The following is a 21,152-nucleotide window of genomic DNA, read 5'->3' as shown; positions in this document are numbered from 1 at the left end:
TGCACTACCTTCCCGCCTGAATATCGGCACCGGTCACTGCCCATCGCCCGGAACCCACCCGCCACACGACGGCCAGCATCCGCAGCACCATGAACACCGTAAGCCCCGACCAGATTCCCGCCAGACCCCAGTCCCGCACGAGCGAGAGCCAGATCAGCGGCAGGAACCCGACGATCGCACAACCGAGCGTCGCGTTGCGCAGGAACGGCGCGTCGCCCGCGCCGAGCAACACCCCGTCCAGCGCGAAGACCACCCCGGCGACCGGCATGATCGCGACGAAGAACCACCAGATGACGTCGATCTGGCCGAGGACGGCGGTGTCGTCGGTGAACAGCTCCGGAATCACCGTGTGCCCGAGCGCGAATGCCGCGGCGAGCGCCACCGCGAACACCGTCGACCACTCGGTGAGCCGGCGCGCGAGCCCCTTCGCCTGGGCCGCCCTGCCCGCACCGAGCGCCGCACCGACCAGCGTCTGCGCCGCGATCGCGAGCGAGTCCAGGGTCAGCGCCACCAGGTTCCAGAGCTGCAGCACCACCTGATGGGCGGCGACCGCGGCAGCCCCGAACCGGGCCGCGACGGCGGCCGCCGACAGGAAGCAGGCCTGGAAGGCGAGGCTCCGCAGGATCAGGTCTCGGCCCAGCACGATCTGGGCCCGCATCACCGCGGAGTCGGGCCGCAGGGAAACCACCGATCCCGAGGATCGGGCCTGCCGCAGCAGCGCCACGACGAAGAACACCGCGGTGACGGCCTGGCCGACGACATTGGCGACCGCGGAGCCGATCAACTCCCAGCGCGGCGCGCCGAGGAGTCCGTGCACCAGAACCGGGCACAGCACGGCGGACAGCCCGAGTCCCACCAGCACGAAGCGCAGCGGGCGCACCGTGTTCTGGACCCCGCGCATCCAGCCGTTGCCCGCCATCGCCACCAGGATCAGGGGCGCGCCGAACACCGCGATGCGCAGCCACGACAGCGCCTCGGCGGCGATGTCGCCGCCGCCTGCGATCAGCGAGGTGACCGGCTCGGCCAGGACCTGGACCACGGCGATGATCGCCAGCCCGATGCCAACGGCCAGGTAGGTGGCCTGCACGCCCTCGCGGACCGCGCCCGCCTCGTCGCCCGAGCCGTGCATCCGGGCGGCGCGGGCGGTGGTGCCGTAGGACAGGAAGGTGAGCTGGGTACTGACCTGCGCCAGGATCAGCCCACCGACGGCCAGCCCGGCGAGCGCGAGCGCGCCGAGCCTGCCGACCACCGCGATGTCGAAGAGCAGGTACAGCGGTTCGGCGGCCAGCACGCCGAGAGCGGGCAGCGCGAGCCCCAGAATCCGCGAGGCGGACGGTTCGGCCCGGCGCCGCCGGGCGGTCTGCTCAGCCAATGTCTCTCAGGAGAGGGCGCCGAGCAGCGCGGCGACGACGTACTCGCTGTCGCCCTCGGCGGTGTACCCGGACGCGAACCGGTGACCGCCCCCGCCGAGCCGAGCGGCGACGACGGACACGTCGACGGCGGCCTTCGACCGCAGCGACACCGACCAGTGACCGGGTGCGGTCTCCTTGAGCACCGCGGCGACCTCCGCCTCCGACGTGGTCCGCACGATGTCGATCACGCTCTCGATCTCCTCGGAGCGCATCCCGATGGTGTCCTCGTGGCGGAGCAGCGCGTACACGAGCCCCAGCCCCTCGGCGGAGTCGGGGACCAACTGCGCCGACCCGAGCACCGCGGCGAGCATCGGCAGCCAGCCGAATGGATGGGTGTCGAGCAGCACGCGGGCGATCTCCGCCGAATCGATGCCGGTGTCGATGAGCCGCTCGGCCAGCAGGTGGGTACCGGGCTGGACCCAGCGGAACGAACCGGTGTCGGTGACCAGGCCTGCGTACAGGCAGTGCGCGATGTCCCGATCGATCTCCACGCCCCACTCGTCGAGGAGGCGCGCGAGGATCGCGGTCGTCGACTCGGCCGATTCGTCGACCAGGTTGTGCTGGGCGTACCGGGTGTTGGAGCGGTGGTGATCGATCACCAGACTGGTGCGCGCGCCGTCGAAGCGATCGGCCAGGTGACCGAGCCGACCGCGGCTACCGCAGTCGACCGTCACCAACAGGTCCACCTCGGGGTTGACCTCCGAGGCCGCCGCCAGCAGGTGTGTTCCCGGCAGGCCGCTCATCGACTCGGGCAGGTCGTCCGGGCGGGCGAACGCCACCTGAACGGGGATGCCCTTGCGCTCGAGGACGATCGCCAGCGCGAGTCCGCTGCCGATGGTGTCCGCATCCGGCTGGATGTGGCACAGCACCGTCACCGATGCGGCGGCGGACAGCAACCCGACCGCGCCTGCCAGGTCGACGTCAGAGTTCTGCTCGGTCACGGTCATCCCGGGCCCTAGTCGTCCTCGCCGGCCCGGTCGTCGTCCTCGTCGTCCACCGAACGCGGCTCCTTGTACGGATCGGCCTCGCCAGCATGCGTTGCGTTCGCCCTGGCGCGCGCCACCTCGTCGTCGGCCGCGCGGGCCTTGGCGAGGAGCTCCTCCATGTGCCGGGCCGTGTCGGGCACGGTGTCGGCGACGAAGGTCAGCGTCGGGGTGAACCGGACGCCGGTACCCGCGCCCACCTTGGAGCGCAGCGATCCGGTGGCCTTCGCGAGGCCGGCCGCGGCACCCTCGTAGTCGGGTTCGGTCTCGAGGTCGACACCACGAACCGTGTAGTAGACGGTCGCGTCGTGCAGGTCCGCGGTGACCTTGGCGTCGGTGATGGTGACGAAGTCGAGGCGCGGATCCTTGATCTCGCCCCCGATCGCCGACGCGACGATCGTCGCGATGCGCTTCGCCAGCTTGCGCGCTCTCGCCGGATCTGCCATGACGGGATGTCCCTTCTCGAAATCATCCGACGGCAGTGCCGTCGTTGAAGCCATTCAATTCCATGCGGACACCGAGTCAATCCTCGGGTCCGAAGATCCTTCGCCGTACCGCGAGCAACTGCAACTCGGGTCGGCCCGCCACATGACGCTCGCAGGTGTCGAGCACCTCGGTGAGATGGCCGACGTCGGCACTCGCGACCGCGACACCGAGCAGTGAACGCCGGTAACGGTCGTGCTCGCCGGTCTCGGCGACGGACACCCCGTATCGGGCAAGGGCAGCGATCACGGGCTTGACCACAGACCGCTTCTCCTTGAGCGAACGCACGTCGCCCAGCAGGATGTCCAGCTCAAGAGCACCGAGATACAACGAGCCTCCCGCCGGTCTGCCCAGTGCGCGCCCCGTCGACCAGCGGTCGACGGGGCGCGCACAAGGTGTCACACTGCTCAGTCGCGCGGCTTCTCGCGAAGCTCGTACGCCTCGATCACGTCACCGACCTTGATGTCGTTGTAGGTGACGGTCAGGCCGCACTCGTAGCCCTCGCGGACCTCCGTGACGTCCTCCTTCTCCCGCTTGAGCGAGGAGATGGTGACCGTCTCCGCAACCACGACGCTGTCGCGGAGGAGGCGTGCCTTGGCGTTGCGCTTGATCGACCCGGAGGTGACCAGGCAGCCGGCGATGTTGCCGACCTTCGAGGAGCGGAACATCGCACGGATCTCCGCCTTGCCCAGCTCGACCTCTTCGTAGATCGGCTTGAGCATGCCCTTGAGGGCCTTCTCGATCTCGTCGATCGCCTGGTAGATCACCGAGTAGTACCGGATGTCGACGCCCTCGCGGTTCGCCAGCTCCGTTGCCTTGCCCTCGGCCCGGACGTTGAAGCCGATGATGATCGCGTTCGAGGCCGAGGCCAGGTTCACGTTCGTCTCGGTCACGCCACCGACACCGCGGTCGATGACGCGCAACTGCACCTCGTCGTCGATCTGGATGCCGAGCAGGGCCTCCTCGAGCGCCTCCACGGTGCCCGAGTTGTCACCCTTGAGGATGAGGTTGAGCTGACTGGTCTCCTTGAGCGCTGCATCGAGATCGTCGAGGCTGATCCGCTTGCGGCTGCGTGCGGCCAGCGCGTTGCGCTTACGCGCATTGCGACGATCCGCGATCTGCCGGGCGATGCGGTCCTCGTCGACCACGAGCAGGTTGTCGCCTGCACCGGGGACCGACGTGAAGCCGACCACCTGGACGGGACGCGAGGGCAGCGCCTCGAGCACGTCGTTGCCGTGCTCGTCGACCATCCGGCGAACGCGTCCGTAGGCGTCGCCCGCCACGATCGAGTCGCCGACCCGCAGCGTTCCGCGCTGGATGAGCACGGTAGCGACGGGGCCGCGGCCACGGTCGAGGTGCGCCTCGATGGCGACACCCTGGGCGTCCATGTCCGGGTTGGCGCGCAGATCCAGGGAGGCATCCGCGGTCAGCAGCACCGCTTCCAGGAGGGCATCGATGTTGGTGCCCTGCTTGGCCGAGATGTTGACGAACATGGTGTCTCCGCCGTACTCCTCGGTGACGAGGCCGTACTCGGTGAGCTGCTGGCGGATCTTGTCGGGGTTCGCCCCCTCCTTGTCGATCTTGTTCACCGCGACCACGATCGGCACGTCGGCCGCCTGGGCGTGGTTGATCGCCTCCACCGTCTGCGGCATGACGCCGTCGTCGGCCGCGACCACGAGGATCGCGATGTCGGTGGCCTTCGCACCACGGGCACGCATGGCCGTGAAGGCCTCGTGACCGGGGGTGTCGATGAAGGTGACCAGGCGCTCGTTGCCGTCCAGCTCGGTCAGCACCTGGTAGGCGCCGATGTGCTGGGTGATGCCGCCGGCCTCGCCCTCACGGACGTTGGCCTTACGGATCGTGTCGAGCAGTCGGGTCTTACCGTGATCAACGTGGCCCATGACGGTGACCACCGGCGGACGGGACTCGAGGTCCTCCTCGCCACCGGCATCCTCGCCGTAGGTCAGGTCGAACGAGTCGAGCAGCTCGCGGTCCTCGTCCTCCGGGCTGACGACCTGGACGACGTAGTTCATCTCGCCGCCGAGCAGCTCGAGGGTCTCGTCGTTCACCGACTGGGTGGCCGTGACCATCTCGCCGAGGTTGAACAGCGCCTGCACGAGTGCTGCGGGGTTCGCGTCGATCTTGTCGGCGAAGTCGGACAGCGACGCGCCGCGGGCGAGACGGATGGTCTCGCCGTTGCCGCGAGGCAGCCTGACGCCACCGACTGCGGGAGCCTGCATGCTCTCGTACTCGGCGCGCTTCGCCCGCTTCGACTTACGGCCACGACGAACGGCGCCACCGGGGCGACCGAACGCGCCTGCCGCGGCACCACGCTGGCCGGGACGGCCACCGCCGCCACCGGGACGACCGCGGAAACCACCGGCGGGAGCGCCACCGGCGGGAGCGCCCGTGCCTGCACCTGCGCCGGGAGCTCCGCCACCGCGGTATCCGCCGCCACCGGGCGGACGCCCGCCCGGACCGCCGGGACGACCGCCGCCGCCGGGCCTACCGGCACCGGGAGCGGGACGTGCCGAACGAGACGGCATGGCACCCGGGTTCGGGCGAGGAGGCATCGAGCCGGGGCTCGGACGCGGGCCACCCTGGCCGGGAGCCGGACGGGGACCGCCCTGACCTGCGGCCGGACGCGGTGCGCCGGGCGCGGGACGGGGACCGCCCTGGCCGGGAGCCGGACGCGGGGCACCCGGACGGGGTGCACCCGGGGCCGGACGCGGCGCGGGACGCTCGGCCGGGGCCGAGGAGTACGGGTTGTTACCGACGCGCGGCGGCTTCGGGCCGGGCTTCGGACCTGCGGGGGCCGCAGGAGCGGCCGGAGCCGCGCTCGCGGCGGGTGCCGCAGGCGCTGCCGGTGCCGCGGGTGCGGGGACCGGCGGGGCAGCCGGGACCGGCGCCGCGGGCGCGGCCGGACGCGGTGCCGGCTGCTGGGCGACGGGGGCCGGGGTCGGCGCTGCCGGGGCCGCGGGGGCGACCGGCTGAGCCGGAGCTGCCGGTGCGGGTGCAGCCGGCTTCGGGCCGGGGCGCGGGGCACCGGGCTTCGCCGCGCTGGGCGACGGGGTCTTCGGCTTTGCTGCCTCGGCATCTGCCGACTGTGCGCCGGGGAATGACTCCCTGATGCGCCGTGCAACCGGGGCCTCCACGGTGGAGGACGCCGACTTCACGAACTCGCCTTGCTCCTTGAGCCTCGCGAGTAGTTCCTTGCTTGTGACACCGAGTTCTTTTGCCAACTCGTGCACGCGGGCCTTGCCTGCCACTGCTCTCCTCACTGAGAGGTCGAGCGCGGCTGGGTGCCCGCACGACCTCGGGTTATCTCCGATGGACGATCATCGCTGGTGCTTCACGGTGTGCTCATGATGTGTTTGCCTGACTTCTCGAGAGGTACTGCTCTGTTGTGGGAGCGATTCGATCATGTGATCGAGGGCCGCCGTGTCCAGGCTTCCGGACACTCGCAGTGCTCTGCCGAATGCTCGGCGCTTCTCGGCCTGACTCAGACACTGCGGGTCGGGGTGCAACCAGGCACCTCGCCCCGGGAGTCTGCGTCGCGGGTCGGGCACCAGCGTCCAGCCTTCTGGCTGCACCTCTCGCGCAACGATCCTCAGCAGATCAGCGGCCAACGCTTGTTTACGGCATCCGATGCATGTGCGGACCGGTTTCCCGGGTTTCGCACGCGCCTGTACCGAAAGCTCACGCTGAGCCATTGACCACTCTACCGCTGTTCGGGCCAGTTTCCCGCATGCCGCCCCTAGACACGCGAGGAAGCGGGTCCGGCAGGCCGATCCTGGGAGGGTTCGGCGTCACTGCGGATGTCGATTCGCCACCCGGTCAACCGCGCTGCCAGGCGGGCATTTTGCCCTTCCTTGCCGATGGCGAGGGACAACTGGAAATCAGGGACGACCACCCGGGCTGCACGCGCATCCGCGTCCATGACTGTGACCGACACCACTTTCGACGGCGAGAGTGCGTTTCCGACGAACCGGGCCGGATCCGGGTCGTAGTCGATGATGTCGATCTTCTCGCCCGCGAGTTCGCTCATCACATTGCGCACCCGCTGACCCATCGGACCGATGCACGCACCCTTGGCATTGAGACCCTGGACGCGCGACTGCACCGCGATCTTCGACCGGTGACCGGCCTCGCGGGCAACGGCGATGATCTCGACCGAGCCGTCCGCGATCTCCGGGACCTCGAGCGCGAACAGCTTGCGGACGAGGTTCGGGTGCGTCCGGGACAGGGTGATCTGCGGACCACGCTGGCCGCGGGTCACGCCGACCACGTAGCACTTGATCCGCTCGCCGTGCTCGTAGGTCTCCCCCGGCACCTGCTCGGCGGCCGGGATGATGCCCTCGGCGCCGCTGGCCTCGCTGCCGATGTGCACGACGACCATGCCTCGGGCGTTGGCCCTGGTGTCGCGCTGGATGACGCCGCCGACGATTTCGCCTTCGTGCGTGGAGAATTCACCGAAGCTGCGCTCGTGCTCGGCGTCGCGCAGACGCTGCAGGATCACCTGGCGAGCGGTGGTCGCGGCGATCCGCCCGAAGCCCTCGGGGGTGTCGTCGATCTCTTCGCCGATCATGTTCCCGTCGGCGTCGACGTCATGGGTCATGACCCGGACGACACCGGTCTTGGTGTCCACGTCGATCCGTGCGTGCGCATGGTGGCCCTCGGTATGCCGGTACGCGGTCAGCAGCGCGGTCTGGATCGCCGCGATGATGGTGCCTGCGGAGATTCCCTTCTCCACCTCGATCGCGCGCAGCGCGGCAATGTCGATATTCACTTGTCTACCCCTCTACCTCTTCATCAACCTGAAAATCTGTCTCATCGATCTGCGCCGAGGCCACCCGACCCTCGGCCACGCCACCGGCCAGTTCGAGCTCGCGCTCGTTCGGGGGCGAGAACTCCACCTGCACGACCGCCTTGTCGATGTCCGCGAGCGCGATCTCGCGCACCGACGGACCACCCTTGCCGGGCAGCACGATCGCGATCACGCCGTCACCGAGCACACCGATGCGACCGGTCACGCTCTCGTCGGCGAGGTCGATCTTGACCTTGCGGCCCCGCGCCCTGCGCCAGTGCCGGTCCTCCGTCAACGGACGGTCGATCCCGGGAGAGGTGACCTCGAGCGTGTAGGGCGCCTCCCCGAATTCGGGTGTCGCGTCGAAGATCTCGGAGATCGTCCGGCTGAGCTCCGCGACGTCGTCGAGGTCGAGGCCGGTGTCGCTGTCGATCATCACCCGGACCACACTGTGCTTGCCCGCGAGGGTGACCGCCACATCCTCCAGGTCGTATCCCTGGCGATGAACCAGATCGGAGAGAAGCTCGATCACCCTCTCCTTCGGCGGAACCGGCATCAGTGGAGCTCCCTCGTTCAGTTGTGGTCGGCAGGTCTCGTGTGCACAAGTCGTGCGCGCCCGAAAATGGTTTCCGGCGCGATGATCAAGGATATCGCGCATTCGACCGCTCCGTGACCAGCCTCGGTCGCCGCGATCGACGGGGCACCTGCCAAGATGGTCGGGTGCCTGTAGCCGTCACCCCGTCACCGATCTCCCGGCGTTCGGCCTTCCGGATCGCGGGCGCCGCGTCGGTCGGACTGACCGCGCTCGCGCTGTCCGCCGGGTGCACGTCCAACTCCTCCGACCGGGACTCCTCCGAGCCCGATCCCCTCATCTCCGCGGCGGAAACGGCGCGCCGGGACGCGGCCACCGCGACCGCCGCGACCGCCCTCGCGCCCGAGCGTGCCGGGGCGCTGAGTGTCATCGCGAGCGAGCGGGGTGCCCACGCCGACGCACTCTCGGCCGAGGTCGCGCGCGCGGCCGGGGTCGATCCGACCGCGATGCCCTCACCCAGCCCGACCGGCTCCCCCACCGAGCCGGCACCGCCCCCACCGACCATCGACGAGTTGCGCACACAGCTGGCCACCTCCCAGCGCGACGCCGCGGGCCTGGCCCGTCGCCTGTCCGGATACCGGGCCGGCCTACTCGGTTCGATCAGCGCCGCCGTCGCGGCAGAGCAGGCGGTGTTGCTGCTGTGACCTCCCCCAGCCCCACCTCGTCACTCGGACCGGAGCAGCAGGCCCTGTCCGATGCACTGCGCGCCGAGCACGCCGCCGTCTACGCCTACGGCCTGATCGCCGCGTTCTCGAACCCCGCGCGGATCGGCGACATCACGACCGATGCAGCGGCCCACCGGGCCAGGCGCGACGCCACCATCGATGCGCTCACCGCAGCCGGGGTCCGTGCGCCCGCGGCCGAGTCGGGCTACACCATGCCCTTCCCCGTCGTCGATCCGATCTCCGCGATCCAGCTGGCGGCGGCGGTCGAGGCCGATACCGCGGTCGCGTGGCGGTCGGTGATCGAGCGGGCCGAGTCCGAGCACACCCGCCAGGCGGCGGTCGACGCACTGACGGAAACGGCTCTGCGCGCGGCGAATTGGCGCGCGATCCTGGGAACGGCACCTCCGACGGTGCCGTTCCCAGGCCAGCCCTGACCGTCCTCCGGCTAGACCTGCTGCGCCTGCCTGCTCGGCATGAACAGTGCCGCGACGATCGCGACCCCGACGGCGCCCGCGCCGACGAGCAGCGCCGGCTGCAGTCCCTCCGCGTAGCCGGCCGGGGTGAGGCTGCCGCCGTTGCCGAGGAACACCGCCGTGAGGATCGCGATGCCGAGCGCAACACCGATCTCCCGGATGGTGGAGTTCGCGGAGCTGGCGGTCGCGTGGTCCACCTCCGCCATGTCCGCGAGCACCGCGGTCGCGCTCGGGGCGAAGGTCAGTCCCATGCCGACGCCTGCCATCACGAACGCGGGCACCATCTCGCCGTAGGCGGCGCCCGGCTCGAGCAGCTGGGACATCCACACCAGTGATGCCGCCTGCAGGGCGAGACCGAGGATCAGCAGCGGCCGCAGGCCCACCCGCGGCGCCAGGATGCCCGCGATGGGTGCCACCACCATCGGCGCGGCCGTCCACGGCAGGGTTCGCAGGCCGGCCTCGAAGGGGCTGTACCCCATCACGATCTGGAGGTACTGGGCCAGCAGGAACACCGCCCCGAACATGCCCAGCGTGAACGCGAGACCGATGATGTTGGCCATCGAGAAGCTGCGCGAACGGAACAGCCGCAGCGGCATCACCGGGTTCGACGTCCGCGCCTCGCGGAACACGAACGCGGCGAGCGTGACCACCGAGCCGGCCAGCGCGCCCAGCACGCTCGCGGAGGTCCAACCGTCGTCGTTGCCGTGCACGATTCCCCAGACACCCAGGAAGACGCCCGCGCCTGCCAGCACCACGCCGAGCACGTCGAGTCGCTCACGCCTGCCGCGGGATTCGCTGAGCGCGTAGAGCGCGAGCGGCACCGCGATCAGCGCGACCGGGACGTTGAGCCAGAAGATCGCCTGCCAGGAGACGCCGTCGACCACGGCCCCGCCGACCACCGGGCCGAGCGCGACGCCGAGACCGGACACCCCGCCCCAGACACCGATGGCGAGCGCCCGCTTGGCGGCGGGCACCGCACCCGCGAGCAGGGTCAGCGACAGCGGCATGATCGCGGCCGCGCCCGCTCCCTGCAGTGCGCGCGAGGCGATCAGCAGCTCCGGCGTCGTGGACAGCGCGGAGGCGATCGAGGCGACCGTGAACAGCCCGATGCCGAACAGGAACATGCGCCGCCTGCCCCAGCGGTCCCCGAGCGTCGCCGCCGAGAGCATCAGCGTCGCGAAGCACAACGTGTACGCGTTCATGAACCACTGCAACTGCCCGACCGAGGCGCCGAGATCCGCCTGGATCACGGGCAGCGCGCTGGTCATCACCAGGTTGTCCAGGGTCGCCATGAACATCGGCAGCGAGGCCGCGAGCATCGCCAGCCAGATCGGCACCCGGCGCCCGGCCTGCGTTCGAGACGGGCTCTCGATCAGGACATCGAGCTCATCGGTTGTTGCGGTCATCACCACTCCTCGAAGCGAAGATCTGACTTGTAAGCATCGAATGATTACTTAAATGAAAACGCTAAGGCATCGAGTGATAACCTGTCAACATGGCAGTGCAAGGCGGCTCCGCTGAGTCGACGAAGTCCCCCCGTCCCGCGACCCGGATGAGCGCGCCGGAGCGTCGCGAGCTCGTGCTGGCCGCGGCCTCCCGGGCGTTCGCGCGCGGCGGCTACGCGGGCACCAGCACGGACGCCGTCGCCAAGGAGGCGGGCGTCTCACAGCCCTACGTGGTGCGGATGTTCGGCTCCAAGGCGGAACTCTTCCGCGAGGTCTTCGCCCGGGCTCTGCAGCGCATCGTGGCGGCCTTCGACCAGGAACTGGACCGGATCGCGGCCGAACCGGGCGGCGGCATCGATCCCCAGAGCGAGGACTTCTGGTCCCGACTCGGCGCCTCATACGGCGAGCTCGTCTCCGACGGCGACCTGCTGCTGGTGATGATGCACGGCTTCTCCGCGGGCGGAACCCCCGAGATAGGCGCGCAGGCGCGGGCCGCGATGTCGGAGATCTACACCCAGATCCGTACCCGCACCGGGTGCACCCCGGAGGAGGCGCGGGAGTTCATCGCGAAGGGGATGCTGCTCAACGTCCTGCTCGCCATGCAGGCGCCCGAGCATTTCGACGAGGACCCAGCGCTCGCCGAGCTCTCCGAGTGCGCCTTCGGCCAGACCCTTGACGCAGCGATCTCGGGTTCGGCGGCCATCCTGAACGCCGCCGCGGCCGGTCGGGGCTAGAGAGTGTCTCCCAATCGGCGAGGCGCTTGAGCCAAGCACACCGCCGATAGGAGCACGGATCCCGGGCGGGCACGGCCAGACGCGGGTGCTGCCGGTGCTGGTGATGACGGCGGCGTATTCGCTTCATGACCGCGATGATGTTGCCATCGCGACAGAGCGGCGATCGGCTCGATCGGGAGAGTGACCCCGCACCACCAGCGGCTTTCGCGGGAACACTGGCCACGAAGATCGTGTTGCCCCCCTCCCCGGGATCCGGAATTCAAGAGAATGGTCGAGCGTTGCAACGGTTTCCTGGAGACCTCGTTCCTGCCCGGCCGAAGTTTCGGTTCGCCGGCCGATTTCAACACTCAACTCGGTGAATGGCTCGCTCGCGCGAATACGCGCACGGTCCGGGCGATCAGCGGCCGTCCGGTCGATGTCCTCGATATCGATTATTCGGCGATGACTCCGTTACCGCCGGTCGATCCGCTCATCGGGTTCAATCAGCGAATCCGGTTGGCACGTGACTATTACGTCCACGTCGACACCGTCGAGGCGGGTAACGGGGGGTCTTTCCGTCCGCGTCAGTGATGATGGTGTCGCGATACCACTCACCCGGACTATTGCCACGGAACTCGTCGGTGAGCTTGCCGTTCTCGTCCATCCGGAAGTGGTGTACGCCCGAGTCGGTCTCTTCGGTTCGCGTCAGGACCGTCTTGCCTTGGCTGTCCGAAGACACCTGCCATCGCTGCGGGCCATCCTTACCCGAGATGTCCCGCCAGCCGTTGCCTTCGCTATCGACCTGACCGGTGAATGTACTGACGAGCCCCCCACTCTCGTCTCGGGTGGTCTCTGAGAATGTCTTGTTGCCGTAGTTGTCGACATGAACGTTGTCGTACAGACCGCCCTTGTTCGCGACACCCACATCGGTGCCCACCCGGTTCCCGTCTTCGTCGTAGGAAGCGGTATAGGTCTGTTTGTAGTCGGTGGACATCCCGAACTCGTGGCTGGCGTTGCCCGTAGTCGATGTCCCGGGATTGAAGTGCTGGCCGTAGACCTCGGTGCCCTGCCCGTCCTTGCCGGCGTAGGAGGAGGTGCCGGTGGAGTCGTCGTTCCACCGCTGCCACCCGCCCGCTCCGTTGTCGACTGCACGCGAACTGGTCGTGCTGCCATCAGGATTGGTGATGACCTGATCGACAGTCTGATTGCCGTTTCCTATTGGGATGGTGTTCGCAACGGTTCGCCCGTCGGGCAACGTCGTAATCCACGTATCGCCCTCCTTGCGTCCGTAGGTGTCGGGCAGACCGTAGATATCTGACACGGCTCATCGCCTCCTCAAAGATTTCAGGCGCGTCGCGACAGGACTCGAAATGCTGCAAGCAACGCGGCACCCGGATGGGTAGCGACGGCGAGCAATTCGGCGTGCGCGCGCAGAGAATTTGTCGACCGGTCTGTGACAAGTCGAGAAAAGACATGTGCCGCGCTCAACCAAAGGTTGAGCGCGGCACATGAAGAACGCGATCCCCGACATCGGGAATGGCTTTACACCACTAGATGTGGTGTAGCCCGAGTGCGCGGAGTGCGGGAATAGGCACCGAGTTACGGTGCGATCGCGACGGTGACCGAAAGGTCTCCGGCAGCGGTGGTGACCGCGTTGGCGGTGCGGGCCGTCACCGCGGCGCCGAAGCCCGCGTCCAGGACAACCTGGCCGCCGGACCCGACAGCGACACGAGCCGTGGCCGATCCTTCACTGCCGAGCGAAAGAGTCACCTGCGGTACGGGTTTCGTAGCGAAAGTCAAAGACCCGAGCCCGGTCGCCTCGGCGGCGAGCTTGGCCGAGGGCTTGAAGGTCACGGCTGGGGTGGTGGTTCCGCCGAACGCGGCGTACACGAATACCGGGATGACCGGGACCTGTGCACCGTCGACCCTGCTGACCGGCGACCCCGGCAGTGCCACCACCATCGTCGGTGGCGCCGCGACCGCGGTGAGCACTGTCGGTTGCGTGGGCAGTGCGGCCACGATCGCCTGTGCTGGTGCTGACATAGCAGCCTCCAAATCGAAGAGGTGAATCAGCTCACGGCGAAGGTCGGGGTGATCAGCAGGGTGCCCTGGGCGCCCAGCGTGGTCGGGGCGATCGCGACCTTGTCGATGAACGTGCCTCCGGTGGCGGCGCTCCACAGACCGGCGTGGGTGTAGGTGCCGGCGGGCAGGTTCACTGTGACCTGGCTGCCGGTGATCTGGCCGTTGGCCGGCGCGCCCCAGGTGGTGGCCACACGGACATAGGCCGGCGCACCACCCGAGGCTTCCGCGAGGCCGGTGGGGCCCGGGTCGCCGGTATGGACCGAAACGTACACAGTAGTCGCCGTAGCGGCGTAGGCGGCGCACAGAGCGTTCTTGGTCGACGTAACAGCGATAGCCATGATGTTCTCCTTGAGAATTGTTTCTTTGCAATGAACTTCGCCGCTGTCGAGCGGCGAAAGAGGTCAGTTGCGGATGACGGAGCCGACGTACCAGGCGTAGGTGGTGGCCGGGGTGGTCGTGTAGGTGACCAACATCGTGTAGCGCGAGTTGGTGGGGATCGGATCGGACGTGGCCGCGGGTACGGTCCAGCTGGCCGCGGTCGGGCTGACGGTGGCGGGCCAGGTACCCAGCGAAGCGCCGCCTGGCGCGGTCAGCACGATGGAGACCGTTGTTCCGGAAGGGAATACGGCCCCATCGGAGGGCTGAATGGTCTGCACGAAGCCGGCGCCGGTGGTGAGTTTGAGTGGTTCGATCTTCGGCTGGTAGCCGAGGTATCCGGGATCGATCGGTGATGTCATGTGATTCCTCTGCTATGTTCGACCTCGTCCATGAGTTCTCTGGACAGGTTCAGTTCCGGGATGCGGCCGTGCTGGGCCGCTTCGATCACGCCGCGCAGAACGGCGAGCGCCTCGCGGAAGAGGCCGGTGACACGGTCCAATTCCTGCATGGACGCCGCTTGCGCGGCCTCTACTCCGTCGAGCCGCAGGGAGACGACCCGCAGTTCTTCGGACACACGGGACAGGGTCGCCAAGGCGATGTCGTTGACCTGTTTGGCGGCGGACACTTCGTGGCGAATGTTTTGTGCTGGTCGTGCTTTCCGGACCTGAAGCCAGGAGTAGAAGCTGGTGGCGCCCGAGCCACCCAGAAAGGTGGCGGCGCTGATCAGCGTGGTTTCGAGAAGAGGCATCAGGTCCCTTCGGACCTGGGCACGGCCGGCTGGTGATGGCTCTGCGCCATTGTGGACTCCAGGGGCTAGTAGGGTCGCCAACGGGAGAGGGCTCGACCGAGTCGGCCCTGCGAAGGCATCGGGGTTGAGTTGGGCACCGCTAGGCGCGGTTGATCAGGGCCCCGTCGAAATAGGTGTTGGAGCCGACGAGATTGTTGTTGTCACTGGAGCTGTAGCCAGGAGCGACGACTGCCCCCGCGGGCAGGTAGACGACGAACGTGGCCTCGACGCTCCAGGCGTCGTCGGTGTCAACGGTCTTGGGCCCGGTGCGCAACTGCTGCCAGGTCGCGCCGGGGCTCCGGGCCCACCAGAGATCGGCCCCGATCTGGGTGGTCAGCGCCTTGGCGTAGGTCAGGCCGAGGCTCATCCGGTACCAGCCTGAGACCGGCACCTGAACTTGTCCGGGCCCCAGGGCGGAGACCGTCACTGCCGAGCTGTGCCGAACGGTGTCGAAGGTACCTGCCGCGACGGCACGGGACCCCGCTGGCTGGAGCGCGTTCGTGGAACTGATGCGGGCCAGCGCCCAGCCGATACCGGTGACCGGCGGGGACGCGAGGTCACTAGCCGTCAACGCGGCGACGGCGAAGGAGAAGTACCCGAACAGGCCCGACCAGTAGTACCAGCTGTCGAATCCGAAAGACCTGTTCCCCACCCCGACGGGTGAGCTCTTGGCACTGTCGTTGTAGGCCACGGCCGGGACCCCGTTGATCAGCACCTGGTAGTTCGCTCCGACAGCGTGCAGGGTGACGGTATCGCCGGTTCGGACGGGAACTTTCGCAGCGACCCATTGCGTGTAGTTCAGCCCGGTTGTGCGGGTGCCTCGTCCGAGCAGCACTTCATCGTCCTGTATGAAGAGGTAGACGAAGGTGGCCAAGTCGGGCGCGGCACGAATGTAGAGCGTGGTGGTCGCTGTGCCGGCTTGATTCGCACGGCCCATGACCGCCGAGACCGATTGATCGTCGGTTCGCAGCACCGTCTTCGACAGTGCGACGACGTTGCCGGTGCCCTTGTCGCCTTGCTGGTTCAGTTGAACCTGACCGCCGACAATGGTCAGGTCTGCGACTTGACCGAATTTATAGGTGGTGTAGCCGGATCCGAGCTCCGTGCGCTCGAAGTCATCAGAAAACGTGGTGCCAGTGGGCTGTTCGCCAGGCGGAGGCGGTGTCAGGGCCTCGATAGTGGCTTTGGTGCCATCGGCAACCGCCTGCGCACTGGCGACTGTGGAGTTGGCATCGGAGGACCGCGTTTGCGCTGTTGTGGTGGCGGATTGGGATTTGTCGGTGATCGCCTTCCAGTTGCCGCCGATGGCGGTCACGCCCGCGAACGAGCCGATGACACCGGAAACAATCGACGCTCGGGCACCCTCCCAGGTCAGCTTCTGGAGGTTGCCGATGTTGTTCGAGGCTGCCGCGTCGCCCACGTACGCGCCGCTGGGGACCGATTTGTCAGGTGAGGTCACAGTCATGCTCCATCAGTAGCTCAGCATTGCGCCATCGAAATAGGTTGCCGTGCCGACGAACCCGTTGTCACCACTGAGGTAGTAGCCCGGCGCCACCACCGATCCCTGCTGCAGAAAGACGGTGAATGAGCTGCCGAAGCTGTAGGACCTTTCGTTTTCGGACGTGCTAGCGCCGACCCGCGCCAACGACCAGGTTCCGCCGGGCGCCGGCGCGGTCCACAGTCCGACCCGCGCTCTTTCGGTATACGAAAACAGGGCATATGCGGTCGTGATCGCGTACCAACCCGATTTCTCGATCTGCACCTGGCCGCGTCCGAGATCGGGTACAGCGATGTTTCTGGCGGGGCCGAGGGTATCGAAAGTGTTTGCCGCCAAGCGTGCTTCACCGGCCGGCTGGGTGGCCTTCTCGGGGTTGAGGCGGTACAGCGACCATCCGGTGCCGACGATCGGCGGCGAGGAGAGATCGGCCGCGGTGAGCGCGTTGATCGCGAACGAGAAGTATCCGAACAGCCCGGTCCAGCGGTACTGGCAGCCGAAGCCGAAGGACCGGTTGTTCGCCCCGATCGGAGATTTGGGGGGGTCGGCGGTATCCCCATCCGTGTGACCGGCGACGAGAACGCCGTTCACCAGGACCTTGTAGGTGCGACCCACGGCTTCGACGGTGACAGTATCACCGGTACCTACCGCGGTGTCCCCCGACTTCCAAAAGTTGTACACGGTGGTGTTGCCACTGCGCGTGCCCCAGCCGAGATGAACGCTGTCTCGATAGACATGCGCGTACACGAAAGTCGACAGGTCCGTCGCGGAGCGGACGATGATCCGGGCAGCGGCGCTGTGGTGCTCCTGAATCCGGCCGACCACCACGGACACGCGCTGATCATCGGTGCCCGTCACGGTTTTGGACAGGGCGACAACATCGCCGGTGTTCTTGTCACCGGAGCGATTGAGTTGCACCTGGCCGTCGATGACCACCAGATCCGCCACCGGGCCGGTCTTGAATGTGGTGTAGTCCGGACCCAACTGACTGCGGTTGAATGCGTCGGAGAACGCTGTACCGCCCGTGGCTTGGCCGTACTGAGTGGCAACCAGCCCCTCCAGGGACGCGGCGTTATCGGTCGTGGTCTTTTGCACGGCCACAGCCGACGCCTGCGCCTGGGTGGCGCCGGACTGCGCGTCGGTGGCAGCGTTCAACGCCAGCTTGGTCGCCGAGTTCAGATTCGAGCCGATCGCCCCCACACCGGCGAACGACGCTGTGACGCTGGACAGGATCTGCGACCGGGCCGAGTCCCAGGTGACCTTCTGCAGGTTGCGAATCGAGCCGCCGGTTAACGCGCCCGACGGTACGGCCCGGTCCGGGCTGGTCATCGGGCACCGCCCGTGGAAGTATGTCCCGCCACCACATGGTCGGAGTCCGAGACTCCGACCATGTCGGTGAACGATTCCACCAGCTCGGCCGCAGCGTCCGCAGCGGCTTCCAGCACCGGCTCGTTCTTGACGATCCACACGTTGACGGTGCGCAGCACTTCGAGTGCGGTGAGCACTGCAACGCTCGCGCCGACCGCGGAAGCCGGCGCGTACTGAAGCAATGCCACCGAAACGGTGAGCACGCTGATGATGCCGCCGATCAGCGACACCACCGCTTTCGCGTTGCGAGCGACGAAAGCTCCAACGTTCTGAGCCATGAGCAACTCCTAGGGAGACAATTGCGCCGGAAGGCGCGAGAAGTGAATTGGAGGCGGGCCTGATCTGGACAGGATCGATGCCCGAGCCGAGTCCCAGCTGACCTTGTGCAGATTCCGGATCGAGCCGCCGGTTTGCGCACCGAGGGGAAGGGGTCCATTCGGGCTCGTCATCAGCTGCCGTCCGGGCACTATTCGGCAGAACCGACTTTCGCGGTGTTCAGGTCGAGATCACGCGGGTCCACCAGGTGCTTGAGTTCACCGGATTCCCTGAGCTGCTCTACCAGGTGAGCCCTTTCGTCCGGCGTCAGCTCGGTGACATCCGGTACCGAACTCTCCGGCGGACACGGCGCGCCCTTCTCCGCCCATTGGCCGGCGCCGTTGAGCCAATGCGAGAGACCGCGCGCGGGCGGGTGATATTCCTTGGTCTGCTCGCCGGCGTAATGACGAAATCCTAGGTCCCACAAGTGTTTCGACCACTGCCGCAATACGTCGGGGTGCACGAGAAGTGGTGAGTTCTGGGGTCCGGGTAGGCCGACCAGCGCCCATACGAAGGCCTCGCTGGGATCGTCGGGGTTGCACTGCTCGAGGGAAGGGATGGACATGTTCTCTCCGGTGGGTTTCGATAGGGATTCGGCGGGCGGAACTACATCTGGACGGCCAGTGCGTGGATGTCGTCGACGATGTCGGCGACCACGCGCATGGACTTGGCGAAGGGCATGTCGTGGTCACGTTCCGAGCCAACGGTGACCTGCCAGGCCGGGCTCGCGGTCCGCGACCAAGCCAGTTCGAGTTCGGTGACCTGGTCGACGTACACCGAGCCTTCGGGCATGCCCTTGACGGTGGAACCGACACGATCGCCGAGGAAGAAGTGCCCCTGACCCTGGTCGCCGATCAGATACGGCTCGCCGTTGGCGACGATGAACTTGTGGGTGAAGTGCTGGCGGGTCTTCCACATACCCTCACCCAGGGTCAGCAACGCGCCGAGGGTGTAGGCCCGGTCGGCACTGTTTTCGAAGTGCTCCCAGTAGTGCGACCAGCCCGCGTCCCGGACGCGCTGTCCCGACTTGTGTTTCTGCCAGGCCATCAGCGTGTCCGACAACAGCGACGTCGCGATCGTGTTCGCCACCGCCGTGGAGGCGTTCACCACACCACCGGCGATGGAACCACCGAACGGAATCTCACCGAGGGCGCCGGCGACCAGCATGCCGACCACCTGGATCGCCGAGGAGATCGCCTCGTTCACACCGGGCATCGAGTGACCGCCGGTGAGAACCTGCACCGCCGATGAGGGGTTGACGATGAACTGTGAGGTCTGGATGCCCGTGTTGTCGTTCTGCCGGTAGACCACCCACGGATTCGACGGGAGCGTGCCCATCCAGCCCGGATTCTTGTACAGCTCAGGCACATTCTGATCCGGCAGCACACTTGGGCTGTAGTCGAGCATGGTGTTGTCGTACACCTGCTTGGTGCGCTCGAGCCCATCCCACATGTCGCCGCCGGTGCTCGTACCGGTCCAGAAGCCGGACTTGTCGACGATGTCGACAACCAGGCAGCCGTGCCGGACCTGCGCGCCCGGCCACGGTGGCGGATCACCCTGCAACCAGCGCCGCGTGACGATCGCCAGCTGAGCCGTTTCCAGGGTGCCCGCCGAGGCTTCGTGGAAGTTCTGGAAGCGAGAGCCGAAGATCGTCCACATCGACGTATCAGATCGGAACTCGCCAGGTTTCACCACGACACCCCACGTGGACTGATCAAGGCTGCCCCACTGACTGGGATCCATCGGATCGTCGGGCAACGTCCACAGCCCGCCTTGCAGGCGGAGCAGATTCAAATGCAACGCGGTCTTGAGCACCCAGACGCTGGGCCCCGCAAGCAGGAACTGCCGCGGGAACTGAACCTGTTCCGGCAGAAACGGATTCGACCAGCAGTAGATGTGCTTGAGATCCTGGTACGAGTGCATGAACAGTAGCTCGACGGTGGTGACACCCTGCCCGTCGGTCTTGATGACAGCCTTCTCCAGCCGCCCGTCCCAGCGCGCGCCATCCTTGTCGACCGTGATGTGCACGTTCTTCTTGGTGCGGCCATTGATATCAACCGCCCACTTCGCCAAGTAGTAGTCGTAGGGCAGCACCAGCAGACCGGTGCCGGCCTGGTTCAGAATCCAGCGGAAATCAGCGCTGATCTCCGCGCCGCACACACCGCGCAGGTTCCAGTCGCCATCCCACAGGCGGATCAGAGGCCGCGAGAACCGCTGCTGCTTGCGCACCGTCTTGGCCGATTGCGCATCCGCGTAGATCGCGGGGAGGTCCAGCACCGAAGTCACTGCAGCCCCCACGGGCGCGACCAGTTACGCGGCTGCACCACCAGCACCGACGCGCCGGTCGGCGCACCACTCACCGAAACCGGGACCGCGGTGGCCGGCGTGTACGGGGGCACCGGATAGAGGAAGCTGACGCCGTTCATCAGCGCCCAGACCTGGGAGCCGTCCTTGGCGACGATCATCTCTTCCATCGGGTCGGTGTCGACCGTCAGATCCTTGCCCGCGGCGGTCAGCGGCAAGGTGATCACCCGCGCGCCGTCGCGATCGACCGCACCCCACGAGAAGTCCGGCAGTGTCCACTTACCCGGCGCCGAACACACCCACTTGAGCCACATCGGCTGATCGGTCGGGTTGGCGATGGTGATCGTGCCGGACTGGCTCTTGCCCGCGCCGGTGGTATCGGTCGTGGAGGTCCAGGCCCCGGTCACATCGGACTCGACCCACCACGGATTGCCCGCTGTACAGGTCATGACGACCTTGCCGATCGACTTCAGATGCGGATCCTTGTCCGGCTTGAAGTCCGGCTGCTCCGACATCCGCAGTTTCAGCGTTCGCGTGCCGAAATCGGTCGTGATCGTCAACGTCGCGTCGCGATCGTAGGCCCAGGCCTTGCGCCACGCGGAGTCCACCGCCTCCCACGAACTACCGGCGGTCTGAGAGACATTGACCGCGAATACGACATCGCGCTTGTTCGTCCGGTAACCACCGAACGAAGAACCGGCCTGAAACGCCGACTGATTCCAAATCGTCGTCACCGGCGCGTCGTACAACCCGGTCGGCGACGTAGCCAGCTCTACACCCTCACGACCACTCCCCTGACCGGCGATGGTCCATCGTGAACCATCGACTCCGGTCACCGTGATCATCGCAG

23 protein-coding genes and 1 pseudogene are annotated in these 21,152 nt (G+C 67.3%); 4 read left to right on the top strand and 20 right to left on the bottom strand.

Annotated elements, in window-relative coordinates; all coding sequences use genetic code 11:
• Positions 1 to 4: 4 nt before the first annotated feature.
• From JOE46_RS02115 to rimP, 8 genes are all read right to left on the bottom strand, one after another.
• Positions 5 to 1,372 (bottom strand): MATE family efflux transporter, encoded by a 1,368-nt coding sequence (locus tag JOE46_RS02115; protein ID WP_209926080.1) that lies wholly within the window; start codon positions 1,370 to 1,372, stop codon positions 5 to 7.
• A 6-nt stretch (positions 1,373 to 1,378) separates the two neighbouring features.
• Positions 1,379 to 2,359, bottom strand: a complete 981-nt coding sequence (locus tag JOE46_RS02110; protein ID WP_097211155.1) for a bifunctional oligoribonuclease/PAP phosphatase NrnA — start codon at positions 2,357 to 2,359, stop codon at positions 1,379 to 1,381.
• An 8-nt stretch (positions 2,360 to 2,367) separates the two neighbouring features.
• A complete protein-coding gene (gene rbfA / locus JOE46_RS02105) occupies positions 2,368 to 2,841 on the bottom strand; it encodes a 30S ribosome-binding factor RbfA (protein WP_077041329.1) in 474 nt (157 codons plus the stop codon).
• A gap of 76 nt (positions 2,842 to 2,917) precedes the next feature.
• Positions 2,918 to 3,208, bottom strand: coding sequence for a DUF503 domain-containing protein (locus JOE46_RS02100; RefSeq protein ID WP_097211154.1), 291 nt, complete (start codon positions 3,206 to 3,208; stop codon positions 2,918 to 2,920).
• Positions 3,209 to 3,285: 77 nt separating this feature from the next.
• Complete coding sequence (gene infB / locus JOE46_RS02095; RefSeq protein WP_077041327.1) at positions 3,286 to 6,147, bottom strand: translation initiation factor IF-2; 2,862 nt, start codon at positions 6,145 to 6,147, stop codon at positions 3,286 to 3,288.
• A gap of 69 nt (positions 6,148 to 6,216) precedes the next feature.
• Complete coding sequence (locus JOE46_RS02090; RefSeq protein ID WP_097211153.1) at positions 6,217 to 6,591, bottom strand: YlxR family protein; 375 nt, start codon at positions 6,589 to 6,591, stop codon at positions 6,217 to 6,219.
• Between the two features lie 44 nt (positions 6,592 to 6,635).
• Complete coding sequence (gene nusA, locus JOE46_RS02085; protein ID WP_097211152.1) at positions 6,636 to 7,667, bottom strand: transcription termination factor NusA; 1,032 nt, start codon at positions 7,665 to 7,667, stop codon at positions 6,636 to 6,638.
• 4 nt (positions 7,668 to 7,671) lie between these two features.
• Entirely contained in the window at positions 7,672 to 8,241 is a 570-nt protein-coding gene (rimP, locus tag JOE46_RS02080) for a ribosome maturation factor RimP (RefSeq protein ID WP_097211151.1), read from the bottom strand.
• Between the two features lie 164 nt (positions 8,242 to 8,405).
• Between rimP and JOE46_RS02075 the strand changes: the two genes are divergently transcribed.
• Positions 8,406 to 8,921 carry a hypothetical protein gene (locus JOE46_RS02075; RefSeq protein WP_097211150.1) on the top strand — a complete coding sequence of 172 codons (516 nt, stop codon included), beginning with the start codon at positions 8,406 to 8,408 and terminating at the stop codon, positions 8,919 to 8,921.
• Positions 8,918 to 9,376 carry a ferritin-like domain-containing protein gene (locus JOE46_RS02070; protein ID WP_097211149.1) on the top strand — a complete coding sequence of 153 codons (459 nt, stop codon included), beginning with the start codon at positions 8,918 to 8,920 and terminating at the stop codon, positions 9,374 to 9,376. Before JOE46_RS02075 ends, JOE46_RS02070 begins: the two co-directional genes overlap by 4 nt.
• A gap of 11 nt (positions 9,377 to 9,387) precedes the next feature.
• On the opposite strand, the gene JOE46_RS02065 is transcribed toward JOE46_RS02070, so the two are convergent.
• Positions 9,388 to 10,821: a DHA2 family efflux MFS transporter permease subunit gene (locus tag JOE46_RS02065; RefSeq protein ID WP_097211323.1), complete on the bottom strand. Its 1,434-nt coding sequence runs from the start codon at positions 10,819 to 10,821 to the stop codon at positions 9,388 to 9,390.
• Between the two features lie 146 nt (positions 10,822 to 10,967).
• Between JOE46_RS02065 and JOE46_RS02060 the strand changes: the two genes are divergently transcribed.
• Together JOE46_RS02060 and JOE46_RS27060 are read left to right on the top strand one after the other, a co-directional pair.
• The gene (locus JOE46_RS02060; RefSeq protein ID WP_097211148.1) at positions 10,968 to 11,594 is read left to right on the top strand and encodes a TetR/AcrR family transcriptional regulator; all 627 of its coding nucleotides are present in this window, start codon (positions 10,968 to 10,970) and stop codon (positions 11,592 to 11,594) included.
• Positions 11,595 to 11,652: 58 nt separating this feature from the next.
• Positions 11,653 to 12,128 (top strand): annotated as a pseudogene (locus JOE46_RS27060) (IS21 family transposase); the annotation flags it as partial.
• Here JOE46_RS27060 and JOE46_RS02055 read toward each other — a convergent pair.
• The 11 genes from JOE46_RS02055 to JOE46_RS02005 form a co-directional block, all read right to left on the bottom strand.
• Complete coding sequence (locus tag JOE46_RS02055; RefSeq protein ID WP_209926079.1) at positions 12,073 to 12,894, bottom strand: hypothetical protein; 822 nt, start codon at positions 12,892 to 12,894, stop codon at positions 12,073 to 12,075. The pseudogene JOE46_RS27060 and the gene JOE46_RS02055 overlap by 56 nt on opposite strands.
• A 278-nt stretch (positions 12,895 to 13,172) precedes the next feature.
• The gene (locus JOE46_RS02050) at positions 13,173 to 13,616 is read right to left on the bottom strand and encodes a hypothetical protein (RefSeq protein WP_097211147.1); all 444 of its coding nucleotides are present in this window, start codon (positions 13,614 to 13,616) and stop codon (positions 13,173 to 13,175) included.
• A 26-nt stretch (positions 13,617 to 13,642) separates the two neighbouring features.
• Entirely contained in the window at positions 13,643 to 13,993 is a 351-nt protein-coding gene (locus JOE46_RS02045; RefSeq protein ID WP_097211146.1) for a hypothetical protein, read from the bottom strand.
• Positions 13,994 to 14,056: 63 nt separating this feature from the next.
• Positions 14,057 to 14,392, bottom strand: coding sequence for a hypothetical protein (locus tag JOE46_RS02040; RefSeq protein ID WP_097211145.1), 336 nt, complete (start codon positions 14,390 to 14,392; stop codon positions 14,057 to 14,059).
• Positions 14,389 to 14,781: a hypothetical protein gene (locus tag JOE46_RS02035; protein ID WP_097211144.1), complete on the bottom strand. Its 393-nt coding sequence runs from the start codon at positions 14,779 to 14,781 to the stop codon at positions 14,389 to 14,391. The genes JOE46_RS02040 and JOE46_RS02035 overlap by 4 nt, the downstream gene beginning before the upstream one ends.
• A 139-nt stretch (positions 14,782 to 14,920) precedes the next feature.
• Positions 14,921 to 16,279 (bottom strand): hypothetical protein, encoded by a 1,359-nt coding sequence (locus JOE46_RS02030; protein ID WP_108168810.1) that lies wholly within the window; start codon positions 16,277 to 16,279, stop codon positions 14,921 to 14,923.
• A gap of 12 nt (positions 16,280 to 16,291) precedes the next feature.
• On the bottom strand, positions 16,292 to 17,644 hold the full coding sequence (locus JOE46_RS02025) for a hypothetical protein (RefSeq protein ID WP_209926078.1): 1,353 nt from the start codon (positions 17,642 to 17,644) through the stop codon (positions 16,292 to 16,294).
• Positions 17,641 to 17,961: a hypothetical protein gene (locus JOE46_RS02020; RefSeq protein WP_143548425.1), complete on the bottom strand. Its 321-nt coding sequence runs from the start codon at positions 17,959 to 17,961 to the stop codon at positions 17,641 to 17,643. The genes JOE46_RS02025 and JOE46_RS02020 overlap by 4 nt, the downstream gene beginning before the upstream one ends.
• Before the next feature lie 188 nt (positions 17,962 to 18,149).
• Positions 18,150 to 18,563 (bottom strand): DUF2744 domain-containing protein, encoded by a 414-nt coding sequence (locus JOE46_RS02015; protein ID WP_097211140.1) that lies wholly within the window; start codon positions 18,561 to 18,563, stop codon positions 18,150 to 18,152.
• 41 nt (positions 18,564 to 18,604) lie between these two features.
• Complete coding sequence (locus JOE46_RS02010; protein ID WP_209926077.1) at positions 18,605 to 20,227, bottom strand: phage tail protein; 1,623 nt, start codon at positions 20,225 to 20,227, stop codon at positions 18,605 to 18,607.
• Positions 20,228 to 20,280: 53 nt separating this feature from the next.
• Positions 20,281 to 21,147 (bottom strand): phage tail protein, encoded by an 867-nt coding sequence (locus JOE46_RS02005; RefSeq protein ID WP_097211138.1) that lies wholly within the window; start codon positions 21,145 to 21,147, stop codon positions 20,281 to 20,283.
• Positions 21,148 to 21,152 lie beyond the last annotated feature (5 nt).

The sequence above is a fragment of the Rhodococcus sp. PvR099 genome (genome assembly GCF_017833315.1).
Lineage (GTDB): Bacteria > Actinomycetota > Actinomycetes > Mycobacteriales > Mycobacteriaceae > Rhodococcus_G > Rhodococcus_G oryzae.
This window is presented reverse-complemented; position numbering and strand designations above follow the sequence as displayed.

Coding starts and splice junctions, on each gene's coding strand:
- JOE46_RS02050 (WP_097211147.1), bottom strand. CDS start 13,616: ATGTCAGCACCAGCACAGGCGATCGTGGCCGCACTGCCCACGCAACCG.
- JOE46_RS02025 (WP_209926078.1), bottom strand. CDS start 17,644: ATGACCAGCCCGGACCGGGCCGTACCGTCGGGCGCGTTAACCGGCGGC.
- JOE46_RS02040 (WP_097211145.1), bottom strand. CDS start 14,392: ATGACATCACCGATCGATCCCGGATACCTCGGCTACCAGCCGAAGATC.
- JOE46_RS02110 (WP_097211155.1), bottom strand. CDS start 2,359: ATGACCGTGACCGAGCAGAACTCTGACGTCGACCTGGCAGGCGCGGTC.
- JOE46_RS02015 (WP_097211140.1), bottom strand. CDS start 18,563: ATGTCCATCCCTTCCCTCGAGCAGTGCAACCCCGACGATCCCAGCGAG.
- JOE46_RS02020 (WP_143548425.1), bottom strand. CDS start 17,961: ATGGCTCAGAACGTTGGAGCTTTCGTCGCTCGCAACGCGAAAGCGGTG.
- rimP (WP_097211151.1), bottom strand. CDS start 8,241: ATGCCGGTTCCGCCGAAGGAGAGGGTGATCGAGCTTCTCTCCGATCTG.
- JOE46_RS02005 (WP_097211138.1), bottom strand. CDS start 21,147: ATGATCACGGTGACCGGAGTCGATGGTTCACGATGGACCATCGCCGGT.
- JOE46_RS02035 (WP_097211144.1), bottom strand. CDS start 14,781: ATGCCTCTTCTCGAAACCACGCTGATCAGCGCCGCCACCTTTCTGGGT.
- JOE46_RS02060 (WP_097211148.1), top strand. CDS start 10,968: ATGAGCGCGCCGGAGCGTCGCGAGCTCGTGCTGGCCGCGGCCTCCCGG.
- rbfA (WP_077041329.1), bottom strand. CDS start 2,841: ATGGCAGATCCGGCGAGAGCGCGCAAGCTGGCGAAGCGCATCGCGACG.
- JOE46_RS02090 (WP_097211153.1), bottom strand. CDS start 6,591: ATGGCTCAGCGTGAGCTTTCGGTACAGGCGCGTGCGAAACCCGGGAAA.
- JOE46_RS02065 (WP_097211323.1), bottom strand. CDS start 10,821: ATGACCGCAACAACCGATGAGCTCGATGTCCTGATCGAGAGCCCGTCT.
- JOE46_RS02045 (WP_097211146.1), bottom strand. CDS start 13,993: ATGGCTATCGCTGTTACGTCGACCAAGAACGCTCTGTGCGCCGCCTAC.